We start from the raw sequence: 12,212 nt of genomic DNA, 5'->3' as shown, positions 1-12,212 counted from the left end.
GATGACTTTATCATGAGAAGCAAACTTATTCTTGTAACGATTCCATTAGTGACCTTGATCGTTTTGATCTGGTTGGCTTTTTATAAAGATGCCGGGCGTTATAAAATAACACAAGCTTTACCGGAGAATGCAGTTTTTACGGTGGAAATACCTTCTTTCAATCATATACACGAGAGTCTAAGTCGGAATAGAATATGGCAATCGCTTAAAACTTATCCTTATTTTGAAGCGTATCACGACTATTTTGAACGGGCCGATTCTTTGTGTAAAGTCTATCCGACGTTGAAGCGAATGTTGACGGATAGACCTGTTTCTATTTCCTGTTATGAAGTTACTTCTTTTAATTATGATTTCTTATATGTATGCGATTTGGGTAAGTTGAACGTGATCAGGACTTTTGAAGGCATGGTTTCGGTATTGTTGAATAACGGTGATTTGAAAATAACGAAATTAAAAGGCGAGGGAGAAAAATTTCATGAACTGACGGGCAAAGGGTTTAAATTGTATTTCGCCATAAAAGGGAATCTTTTAATTACCTCCTGTTCCCGGGAATTAGTTGAGCGTTCTCTATCCGCATGCGAAGGTCTGGTAAAAATAAAAAAAGACCTACCTGGTGGAGATGCCGTAATCGACGTTGACCATAAACGGATAGGGAATGCAATCGATGCTTTTTTGGAAACGGCGTCTATAACGGAAGAAGAGCCTTTGCTTGATTTTACTCGTTTAGTATTGCAGTTGAATGATCGAAATCTTCGTTTCTCCGGTATTACCAAATCGAATCGCGATGTATTTTCGATACTTAATTTGTTGAACCGGACCAAAGGGAAGGCTTCCGGAATTGACCGGATTGCAGGAGAACACACGGCGGCCTATGTTTCTTGGTGTTTTTCTTCTTTTTCCGAGTTACAAAAAATCTTGATTGAGAATTATAGGTCGGAACGGGAAGAAGACTATAAAGCGATAGAGCGTTCGGTCGGGAAAATAAATAGATTTTTGAATCTTGATATTTTAGATCTGTTTACTTCCTGGGTCGGGCATGAAATTGCCCTGATCAAACCGGCTCTCGATGAAGAGAATCGGCAGGACAATATTATTTTGGCTATTCAGGCGAACGATATTATTTATGCGCGAGATCAGTTGAACTATTTGATGGAACAAATAGATCGTAAGACTCCGGTCCGTGAGAAAGCTATGGAATTTAACGGGTATAAGATTCATTATTTTAGTTTGAAGGGATTTTTTAAACTGTTTCTGAAATCTAAGTTCAACCGATTGGATCGTCCCTATTATACTTTTATAGGGGATTATGTCGTATTTAGTAATTCGCCTCTTTCTTTGGCGGAGATGATCAGGGATTACTTGTTAGGCAAGACATTAGCTCATGATGAAGAATACATCGGTTTAATGCAAGATTTAGGTAACGGAAGTAATATTTATGGTTATATCAATACTTCCAACGCGTACGACTTTTTGTATCATGATTTAAAATCGGATGCCCGGCAGGAGTTAGAAAATAATAAAGATGCATTTTTGAGTTTTGAAGTTATCGGACTGGCGTTGTCGGCACAAGGTGAGGATTTTAAAACCAATGTAATTGCAAATTTTAATAAAAATGCTCCGGAAGAGTATAAGATACGGGAACTTAACCGGGAATTGGAAAAACAAATAGACCGGATCGAGTCCGGTTTTTATTATCCGAACATTCCGGATAGTATCGCTGTAGGAGTGAAAGATTTTTATGTATACAAAACTTCTCTTTTCACGGTGAAAGGAGCTTTGAAAGATGGAGATCCGGACGGGTGTTGGAGTATTTACGATCCGCTTGGAAAAATGATAGGACTCTTCCCGTATGAGGAGGGTAAAATAAACGGAGAAGCTCGTTTTTTTTATAAGGATGGCAAGTTACAAGGGAAGGTCGTTTACCGTAAAGGAGAGATTCAATTCTATAAAGAATATTTTCCCGATGGGACATTGAAATTAGAGATGCCTTACCGTAAAGGAATGCGTCACGGTGTGGTAAGATTTTATTACAAAACCGGTCATTTATTGTGTGAGGGACGTTATAAAAAAGGTCATCCTGTTGGTAAATGGCATTACTACCGAATTACCGGGGAAAAAAGAACCGATTATTGATTCCGGTCGGTTATAACTGTTTTAATCGTCGAGTTAGAGAGTCCCGCACGACAATGAATTGAGGCATGTTCTCTTTTGAAATCGGTTCTTTCGGAGGAGATACCATTTTCAGGGGATTGATGGGAGTTCCGTTTTTATATACCCTGAAATCCAGGTGAGGACCTGTCGCTAATCCGGTACTGCCTACGTAACCGATGACTTCTCCCTGTTTAACCCGTTTTCCCGGGGCAATTCCCTGGGCGAACCGGGAGAGATGCATATAGGTGGTGGAGTAGACGCTGTTGTGTTTGACGGTGACATAATTTCCCCCTCCTCCTTTTTGGAAAGCCTTTTTGGTAATGACTCCGTCTCCGATTGTATAGACAGGGGTTCCCGTGGGAGCGGCATAGTCTATTCCGTGATGGGAACGATATTTCTTCAATACCGGATGGAAACGGTTGTTTGAAAATCCGGATGAAATCCGCGAATATTTAAGAGGAGCTTTTAAGAAAGTTTTTTGCAAACTATTCCCGTCTTCATCGAAATAGGAGAATTTTTCGTTTTGAACGAAAGGGATAGCGTAAAAATCCCTACCGGCATGGGTGAAGATAGCACCCTTTATTTTGAAGTCCCGTAAAGGTTGTTCTTCGACATAGGATTCCTCGTAGATCACCCGAATGGAATCTCCTTTGGCAATGCCGTAGAAATCGATAGACCAAGCGTATATATCCGCTAAACTAATGGCTAATGTAGGGTCTGTTTGTGCCTCTACCATCGCATTCCATAAAGAGGATTGAATGCCGACTTTTGCGGATAGCTCCCTTACTTCGACCTCTTTTTTCCCGATATAAACAGGCGAGGTCTCTTTGAAGTCAATGACAACAAATTCTAATGCATTGTTTTCATAAATGAAAAATTCCGGAGATTTCAAACTGTCTTTGGCGAGAAATAAAGTGTATTTTCGTCCCGCTTTTATTTTCCGGACATCGAAAATATCTTTACAACGTTGAGAGATTTCGTGTATTTTTTTAGGAGAAACTCCGTATTTGGCCAAGATGGCCGAAAGGCTTTGGTTGCGTCCCACGACTCCTTCCTCTACTTCGAAATTATCGGAAGGAATACCGTATTTGTAATGTTCTTGTTTTAACTCCGTCGTGTCGACTACCTCTTCCACTGCTTCGGCTTCCAATACAGCTTCTTTGTACTCTTTAGGCCAAAAAATAACGATAGCCAATACAACGCCTACGGCTGCCCAAATCCAGATCCATTTTGTTTTTTTCATTCTACAAAATATTCATATATTCATAGATAACACCTTACCTTCGGGATAAGATGTGTCCCTTTTTGTTTGTTTTGTATGTTGATTTTTCCGTTTGCAATTTAGAGTAAACTCTTATAAACTGCAACCCGTTTTTTATTATTTTAAACTAAATCTTTTTCCCTTTTTTTAGTTTGCTGGTTCTCAGAAAGAAAAGAATCAATAAGCCGATGCCCGCAGCTATTCCGATCGGGTAACCGACAGACGGTTGAATGAATATTCCCCCGGCCTTGTATGGAGCTACAAGGATGTAGGTAACGCATACGATACTTAAAAAGGTGGCCGGAATAGAGAGCATCCAATGGGGTTTCCCTGTTTTTGCCAAGTAGGTGGCAGCAGTCCATAGGGTTACCGTGGCTAAAACCTGATTCCCTATGCCGACATATTTCCATATGGTGGAAAAATCAAAACTGCAAAAGAAATAAGCCAGAATGAAGATAGGAATCGAAACGATCAGTCGATTCTTTACAGGCTTTTGAGTGAATTTAAGAGCATCGGCAATGATCAATCGCATGCTGCGGAAAGCTGTGTCTCCCGAAGTAATAGGGCATGCGACTACTCCTATGATGGCAATAACGGCTCCCAAACGTCCTAACCAGGAACGACATACCTCATTGACGATTATAGCCGGATCGCTACCGGAACCTGCTGCCGCATTTAATCCTTCCGCTCCCCCGAAGTAGGCCATGGCGGCTGTGGCCCAGATCATGGCAACAATACCTTCGGATATCATGGCTCCGTAGAAAATAGGTCTTCCGTATTTTTCATCGGTCATACAACGGGCCATCATGGGGGATTGGGTAGCATGGAACCCGGATATAGCCCCACAGGAGATGACGATAAACAGCATCGGGAAAAGAATGTTTTCCTGTGGATTAACGTGCAGGTTACGCATGGTGTCGAAAGTGAGTTCCTCTAATTGGAGTTCCCCGCTGAATCCTCCGTACAGGAGATAGCCGCCTACACTGAGTGCCATAAAAATCAAGGCTGCTCCCATAAAAGGATAAATACGCCCGATGATTTTATCTATCGGCAATAAAGTTGCCAGTATGTAATAGGCAAAAATAATGTACAGCCATGGGGCCATACTTGTTCCGGTTAAATTGCCTAAGAGTCCCGCGGGACCGTTCACGAAGGAAACTCCCACCGCTAATAAAAGAAATCCGGTAAAGAATGTCATGAATTTCCGGATACCGTTGCCCATGTATTTACCCACGATATCCGGAAGGCTCATACCATCGTTCCGTACGGAGAGCATTCCGGAAAAGTAATCGTGTACAGCACCCATGAAGATACAACCGATTACGATCCATAGATATGCCATGGGACCGTAGGCTGCTCCTAATATAGCCCCGAAAATGGGACCTAACCCCGCGATATTCAGAAATTGAATGACGAAAATCCGCCAGGGTTTTAGTTCGTGGTAGTCAACACCGTCAGCCAGTCGTTTAACCGGAGTTTTTATTTCAGATGATGCACCGAAAAATCGTTCGACAAATTTCCCGTAAGTAAAATAAGCGACGATAAGCAACGCGATGGAGATAATAAAAGTAATCATTGGTTTAGTCGTTTTTCACACCTCCCAAAGATAGAAAAAATGTTTTTTTATTGTTCTTCATTCAAGAAAGAACTTAAAAAGTTAATTCCTTGTTTTCGATTTATTCCTCCCTTTGTTTTTGTTGCTTTCATCTCCTCGTCTTCCTCGACGTGATTTTCGTACAGAACGGGGCGGCGTTATAGCCTTGGAGCGAATAACGGATGGAGAGGTCTCCGTTTTTTCGTTACCTACCAAAGTGAAGTCCAATTGACGGGCAACTAAATTAGCTTTCGCCACTTTGACCATTACCTGATCTCCCAATTGGTATACCTTTCGGTGGCGACGACCGACAATGCAGTAGTTCTCTTCGTCGAATTCGTAATAATCATCCTCTAACTCGGTCATAGAGACCAATCCTTCGCATTTGGTATCGTTCAATTCGACATAAAAACCCCATTGGGTCACTCCGGAGATGGTTCCCATAAAGGGTTGATCCAGTTTGTCGGACATAAATTCCACTTGTTTGTATTTGATGGAAGCTCTCTCCGCGTTGGCTGCCACTTGTTCCATTTCGGAACAATGTTTACATTCTTCCTCGTATTTTTCCTGATTGACCGAACGTCCTCCTGCTATATAACGTGCCAGCAGACGATGGGTCATTACATCCGGATAACGCCGGATTGGAGAGGTAAAATGGGAATAATAGTCGAAAGCTAAACCGTAATGTCCTACATTCTCTGTGGAGTAGGCGGCTTTGGCCATGGTACGTACGGCAAGTGTCTCGATCATATTTTGTTCCGGCCGATCCTTCACATCGCTCATCAATTTGTTCATGGAGGAGGAGAGGGTTTTGGGGTTGCTTGAACGTAGATGATAGCCGAATTTCGCGATGAATCGTCCGAATTCTTCTAATTTATCCGGGTTCGGCTGTTCGTGTACACGGTAGACGAAAGTTTTGGGTTTTTGTCCGGGCTTAAGCTTTCCGATTCGTTCGGCTACTTTTTTATTGGCAAGCAACATAAATTCCTCTATCAATTTATTGGCTTCTTTGGATTGTTTGAAGTAAACCCCGGTAGGCTTTCCCTTTTCATCTATATCGAATCTTACTTCCACCCGGTCGAAGTCGATGGCTCCGCTTTTAAATCTTTCCGCTCTTAATTTTTGGGCCAGGTCGTTTAATTCCAGGATCTCCGTCTTGTAATCGCCTTCGCCTCCTTCGATCATTGCTTGTGCTTCTTCGTAAGTGAAACGGCGATTGGATTTTATAACCGTGCGGCCGAACCATTGGTCCGCTATTTCCGCATTATCATTTAACTCGAAAACGGCGGAGAAACATAGTTTTTCTTCATTCGGACGTAAGGAACAGACCCCATTGGAGAGCCGTTCGGGCAACATAGGAATCGTACGGTCTACCAAGTATACGGAAGTGGCCCTTGCGTCAGCTTCTTTATCCAATACGGAGTTCTCTTCGACGTAATAGCTCACGTCGGCGATGTGTACGCCAACTTCATAATGACCGTTTTTTAATTTTCGGATGGAAAGGGCGTCGTCAAAATCCTTGGCGTCTTTGGGATCGATCGTGAACGTTGTTATTTCCCTGAAGTCTTTTCGTGTTTTATACTCCTCATCGGGGATCGTATCCGGGATTTTTTCTGCCGCTTTTTCCACGTTTGCCGGAAATTTAACGGGAAGTTCGAATTCCGCCATGATGGCATTCATCTCCGTATCGTTGTCTCCCGGTCTTCCGAGGACCTCCAACACGGTTCCTACCGGATTTTTTTGGTTCTCAGGCCATTCTGTGATTTTTACTATGGCTTTATCCCCGTCTTTTGCCCCGTTTAACTCGTTGAGGGGAATGAAGATATCATAAGGAAGTTGTTTGCCGGAAGGAACTAAAAAAGCATATTGCCGGGAACATTGTATGATTCCCACGAAGGTCTCTTTTTTTCTTTCAAGGATTTCGACAACCTCTCCTTCCGGTCTCCTGCTTTTACTTCGGGCATAGACGATGACTTTTACCTTGTCCCCGTTTAACGCGTGATTTAGGTTTACCTGAGGAATGAAAACATCCTCTTTGGTTTCATCCGAAACCAGGTAAGCGGTTCCTTTTGCAGTTAAATCGATAATTCCGGTAATATATGTGCTGACGGCTTTTAATTTGAATTTTCCTGTCGATTCTTCGGATATCAGTCCGTCGATCTTCATCTCGTAAAGTACCTCGTTGATCAGGCGCTTTAATTCCATGTTTTTGATGCCCAGCTGCAAGGCTAATTGCTTGTAATTGAAATATTCGTTGGGCTTATGAGTAAAGATATCGAATAAGGATTGGTAAAGTTCTTTTTTCCCGATACTTTTATGTGGTTTTTTCTCTTTTTTTGACATACACTACTGATTTATGAAGGATATATAATCCTTTAAAGTTTAATGTCACTAAAGTAATATTATTTTTTGATATCTGTTTTATGATGAGGCAGTCTATTTTAAATAGCACTTTGACCCCGTCCCAAAGTGCTATTATAATTGCTCGTTCAGACGGCTGACGGAGGTATTCGAAATAAAATTCGGAAGAATAAAAAATGGCTTTCGGATTATTACACCCGAAAGCCATTTATGAGTAAATAGGGAAGTTCTTATTTGATCAATCCCTTATCGAATTTTTCTTTTACCTTAACGAGCATATCGTTTGTCATGCTGGTTAAATCGTATTTCGGAGCCCAACCCCACTCTTGGCGGGCACAGGTATCGTCCATGCTGTTAGGCCAGCTGTTGGCGATAGCTTGTTTTACCGGGTCGATTTGGTAGTCCATCTTAAATTCCGGTATGTGTTTGCGGATTTCTGCGGCTATTTGCTCCGGTTCGAAACTCATGGAAGCGATATTGAAGCTGTTCCGGTGTTTTAACTTGGTCGGATCGGCTTCCATCAATTGAACCACGGCATTCAATGCATCCGGCATATACATCATATCCATATATGTACCTGCTTGAACGTTGCAGGTAAAGGAACCTTTGCGAATGGCATCGTAATAAATTTCAACGGCATAATCGGTGGTGCCTCCGCCGGGTAGGGTTACGTAAGAGATCAACCCCGGGAAACGTACGCTTCTCGTGTCGACTCCGAAACGATGGAAATAATAATCGCTTAAAAGTTCTCCCGTTACCTTGCAAACACCGTAAATGGTCGTGTTGGACCGTTGTAAGGTGTCTTGAGGTGTTTTATCTTTAGGGGTGTCGTTACCGAAGGCACCGATAGAACTCGGCGTGAACACGGCGCAATTGTTATCTTTAGCGATATACAAGGAGTTGGTTAATGCTCCGATATTGATATCCCAGGCTAATTTCGGGTTTTTTTCTCCGGTAGCGGATAATAGGGCCACCAGATTGAAAATGGTATCGATACCGTATTTTTTAACGATAGCGGTGTAAGCTTCTCCATCCAAAGCGTTTAATGCTTCGAATGGTCCGGCTTCTGCCAATGCTTTACATTTATCAGCGCTGATATCGGCTGCCACTACATTGTTGTTTCCATAAATGGATCTTAAATGAGGAACAAGTTCTGAACCGATTTGTCCCCCTGCTCCGACGATTAATATTTTTTTCATCCCAATTGTTTTTTGATGAACGATTTACTTTTGTTTGTTCTCGCGAAAGTAATTATTTAATGTGATCGTTGGATTAACAAAACGAAATTTTTTTTTGTCTTTCAACTAAAAATATTTTCGTCGGATCGACCGATAGCTTCGTAATAGTCATCTATTTGTAGGTGTGTACTTTTATAAGCTTCAACGGCGAGTTGGTCGCATCTCTCGTTTTCCGGGACATTGGCATGACCTTTTATCCAAATAAATTTCACCTGGTGTTTTCGGTAGAGAGATAAAAATTTTTTCCATAAATCCGGATTTTTCTTGTTTTTAAACCCTTTTTTTTCCCATCCGAAAACCCATCCTTTTTCTACCGCATCGACTACGTATTTCGAATCCGAATAAACAGTCACGTTACAATGATCGAACCTTAGCGCATTCAGCCCGATGATAACGGCAAGTAATTCCATGCGGTTATTGGTGGTAAGGCGAAAGCCTTCCGATAGCTCCTTCCGGTGGGGACCGGAGATCAGGACTACCCCATAGCCTCCGGGGCCGGGATTGCCGCTTGCTGCTCCGTCTGTATAAATGGTAATATTGCGAGACATATTATAGAATAGGTGTTTTTTGATAAGCGTGGATTCTGTCGATCACGTTTTTTCGAAGATTTTTGAAATAGAGATTTAATTCCTGTACATGTAAATTTCCTTTGGGAAAAATGCGGGCAATGGAAGGAATGAAATAGGGATCGGGATCGATGTCCGGAACAATAAGTACATGATAAACCGGGTCTATACGCGCTCCGGTAAAGCAGGCTGAATCTGATTTGATATTTCCCTTTCTGTCAAAAAATACGGTTCCCCGGTTCAATGACCGGTTAGCATAGGTCGTATCGGTTTTCCAGTTGAGAGGATTAATACACACCTTGTTATCTTTGAATAATGGAGCGATAGCATTGGTGTTCGTAACACTATTGAAACAGACGATTACACCCGTATCCGTGGAGTCTTTGGCCGGGCGTAGATGGGGATAGTGGTCCAGTTCCTCTTTTGTAATGAAAAAACCGATCGGATAAGCGGCCACAAGTTGCCGGTAATTGGCGGCGTTTAATTTGTGTTTGAGTAACTCGATAACCGATTTCGCCCCTTGACTATGACCGGCCAGAATAAAAGGACGTCCCTGATTATAGTGTTTGAGGTAGTAATCAAAAGCATGTTCGATATCTTGTAAAGCTATCGGATAACGTTGGCTCGTAATTCTCTCTCCGTTCATCCACGATTCCATGGTAATCTGTCGATAATAGGGGGAGAAAAAGTTACAACTGTCGGCAAAAACCCGTTTCCCCAACAAAATGGCGGGAGTTAACATGAGGCGTTGCTTTTTATTTTTGATATCCATATGGTGAAGGGTATCTCCCTGATCGTTTTTCCAATCCCATATACAGGTCGGAGCGATATAAAAAACATCCGTTTTTTTATCGAAAGTCATTTTCCCGGGTTGAAACCAACTGATGGTGTCGGCATAATTCGGAGGAGCCGGTAGTTTCGGGTTTGACGTTCGGCAAGCATAAACCATCAGCATGCATGAAATCAAAATAAAAAAGAGTTTGTCTTTCTTCATAAAGCGGGTAATCGGTTCGTGAACGAGACAAAAGTAATGAATTTGTTTTTAGTTTACCCCGGGAGAGGCCCTTATTTAAAGTGTGCAAATAAAAAGTCGGCCGAGAGGAGATGAATGAACAAATATCGAAAATACAGCAGGTAGTTGCGTCATTTGCTGTTGCTATTCTCATTTTTATCCGCCCGGCCGATAAATTATGTTTGTTGTATGAAAAAAATATTATAATTCGTTTTTGTAGATTTTACCGTCTTTCATAATGAATTTCAGATTCTTTTGAAAATCGACGACCACCTGAATATCTTGCAAGGGGTTACCTTCGTATATCAACAGATCGGCATAGGCACCTTCTTTGATAACTCCCAATTCTCCGTCGGGGTAAGGATTGAGTTTTCCTGACAAGGCGAATAGTTCGGCATTCAGAGAGGTAGCTTGTTTCAACACTTCTACCGGAGTATACCATCTTACTCTACTGGTGAATTCTGCCATACTTTGAGGTGCGATACCGAGATTCCCGAATACATCGCTTCCGAAAGCAACTTTAACACCGTATTTTTTGGCCAGATTCATTTCGTTTTCCGCTCCTTTTCGTACTTCGAGAAATTTTTGTGGATTCGAAGAAGTTGCCGGATCTCTCATTGTCCAATAGCTTTGAGGAACTAAAAAAGCATCCTTTTCTTTGATCATTTTCATAGCCTCTTCATTGATCAACTGCCCGTGTTCGATACTTTTTACCCCGGCATTAAGTGCCCGGATGATAGCGGCAGGGGTATAGACGTGGACTCCGACATAAGTACCCCAATCGGAAGCCGCTTGTACTCCGGCTTCTAATTCTTCTTGCGTGAATTGAATCGTATGTATGGGGTCCGATTTACTTGTAATTCCTCCTCCTGCCATCATTTTGACTTGAGTGGCTCCGTGCCGGAAGTTTTCTCTAACGGCATTTAGAATTTCACTGCGTCCGTCTACGATATAGGACCAACCCTGTAGTTGGAAAAAGTTTGCGTTGTTTCCTGTCCAATGCGGGTTCATATCGTTAGGGTTTCGCATATCCCCGTGTCCGGCGGTTTGGCTGATGATCGCTCCTGACGGATAAATACGAGGTCCGGGAATTAACCCTTCGTCAATGGCTCGTTTAAGTCCTTGTACGGGACCACCCATATCCCTGATCGTCGTGAATCCCTGCATTAGAAATTGTTCTGCCATTTTGGTCGCTCTGATAGCCAAATAGGCCCAATTGGCGTTATTGTAGGCTTTATCCATGGGCATGGTAAACATCAGGTGAAGATGGGCATCCGATAATCCGGGAATTAGCGTATTGCCTTTACCGTCAATGATTTTAGCGCCGGCAGGTATGGTAACACGCGGGGCTACTTGTTTGATATGGTTTCCTACAATTAAAACCTGATAATTGTTTTTTAAAGAGTTGCCTATCCCATCCCAAACATTTACATTGGTGATGATAATAATTTGATCTTGAGTCGGTTCGGCTTTGGATGTCGAATACCATAAAGTGATCATTAACGGGAGAATTAGACGGAATATTTTCATAAAAATTCATATTATGTTGAATTATTCGTTTTCCAGTGTAAAAAAGTTACACCGAAAACGACAAATGATAGTTATTTGTAAAATCGAGAAAATTTTAATGAGATGGGCCGAAAAGATTTATTTCAGGGTATTTTACATGTTCTTCTCGGTCCATCGTTATGGATTTAAATCTCATTGCTTTTTTTCTTTTTCTTGAATTCCTCTTCATCGAACTGGGTTTGTTCCATTTGCGAGGTTCCTACCCAAGGTTTGTCTTGTTTTGACGAAATGTTCTTGACAGCGTGTTTGTCTTCTTCGTGATCCTTTTTTCCTTTGGTTTGTTTTTTCTCTTTTTCCATGATAGTTTATTTTGATGTTAGCGTTTGTACCAAAGAAACGAGTCGGCCTGAGAACAGGTTTCCAAAATTCCTCCTTATTATTATTAAATATAGTATTGAAAGTTGAAACGTTCTCTTTGAGATAAAAAATACCTGTTTCGATGGCTTTCTGCAATTTTGCA

9 protein-coding genes are annotated in these 12,212 nt (G+C 41.9%); 1 reads left to right on the top strand and 8 read right to left on the bottom strand.

Annotated elements, in window-relative coordinates; all coding sequences use genetic code 11:
- Nucleotides 1–12: 12 nt before the first annotated feature.
- Nucleotides 13–2,133 (top strand): DUF3352 domain-containing protein, encoded by a 2,121-nt coding sequence (locus PGR74_RS03010; RefSeq protein ID WP_041503134.1) that lies wholly within the window; start codon nucleotides 13–15, stop codon nucleotides 2,131–2,133.
- 10 nt (nucleotides 2,134–2,143) lie between these two features.
- Here the strand turns inward: PGR74_RS03010 and PGR74_RS03005 are convergent, their stop codons facing one another.
- The 8 genes from PGR74_RS03005 to PGR74_RS02970 all read right to left on the bottom strand — a co-directional run bounded on the left by PGR74_RS03005 (nucleotide 2,144) and on the right by PGR74_RS02970 (nucleotide 12,051).
- Nucleotides 2,144–3,394 (bottom strand): peptidoglycan DD-metalloendopeptidase family protein, encoded by a 1,251-nt coding sequence (locus tag PGR74_RS03005; RefSeq protein WP_041503133.1) that lies wholly within the window; start codon nucleotides 3,392–3,394, stop codon nucleotides 2,144–2,146.
- 145 nt (nucleotides 3,395–3,539) lie between these two features.
- On the bottom strand, nucleotides 3,540–4,988 hold the full coding sequence (locus PGR74_RS03000; protein ID WP_041503132.1) for a carbon starvation CstA family protein: 1,449 nt from the start codon (nucleotides 4,986–4,988) through the stop codon (nucleotides 3,540–3,542).
- 81 nt (nucleotides 4,989–5,069) lie between these two features.
- Nucleotides 5,070–7,349 carry a ribonuclease R gene (gene rnr, locus PGR74_RS02995; protein ID WP_270516679.1) on the bottom strand — a complete coding sequence of 760 codons (2,280 nt, stop codon included), beginning with the start codon at nucleotides 7,347–7,349 and terminating at the stop codon, nucleotides 5,070–5,072.
- Between the two features lie 248 nt (nucleotides 7,350–7,597).
- A complete protein-coding gene (locus PGR74_RS02990) occupies nucleotides 7,598–8,566 on the bottom strand; it encodes an NAD-dependent epimerase/dehydratase family protein (RefSeq protein WP_041503129.1) in 969 nt (322 codons plus the stop codon).
- A gap of 101 nt (nucleotides 8,567–8,667) precedes the next feature.
- Nucleotides 8,668–9,153 carry a ribonuclease HI gene (gene rnhA / locus PGR74_RS02985; RefSeq protein ID WP_110688445.1) on the bottom strand — a complete coding sequence of 162 codons (486 nt, stop codon included), beginning with the start codon at nucleotides 9,151–9,153 and terminating at the stop codon, nucleotides 8,668–8,670.
- 1 nt (nucleotide 9,154) lies between these two features.
- Nucleotides 9,155–10,165 carry a DUF3089 domain-containing protein gene (locus PGR74_RS02980; protein ID WP_270516678.1) on the bottom strand — a complete coding sequence of 337 codons (1,011 nt, stop codon included), beginning with the start codon at nucleotides 10,163–10,165 and terminating at the stop codon, nucleotides 9,155–9,157.
- A gap of 219 nt (nucleotides 10,166–10,384) precedes the next feature.
- Nucleotides 10,385–11,713: a metal-dependent hydrolase family protein gene (locus tag PGR74_RS02975; protein ID WP_041503126.1), complete on the bottom strand. Its 1,329-nt coding sequence runs from the start codon at nucleotides 11,711–11,713 to the stop codon at nucleotides 10,385–10,387.
- 164 nt (nucleotides 11,714–11,877) lie between these two features.
- Nucleotides 11,878–12,051 (bottom strand): hypothetical protein, encoded by a 174-nt coding sequence (locus PGR74_RS02970; RefSeq protein ID WP_270516677.1) that lies wholly within the window; start codon nucleotides 12,049–12,051, stop codon nucleotides 11,878–11,880.
- Nucleotides 12,052–12,212 lie beyond the last annotated feature (161 nt).

The organism is Sanguibacteroides sp. AM78-02pH3A (genome assembly GCF_027666085.1).
In the GTDB taxonomy this organism is placed as follows: Bacteria; Bacteroidota; Bacteroidia; order Bacteroidales; family Marinifilaceae; genus Gabonibacter; species Gabonibacter massiliensis.
The sequence above is the reverse complement of the archived record's forward strand: the minus strand, read 5'-3'. Positions and strand labels throughout refer to the sequence as shown.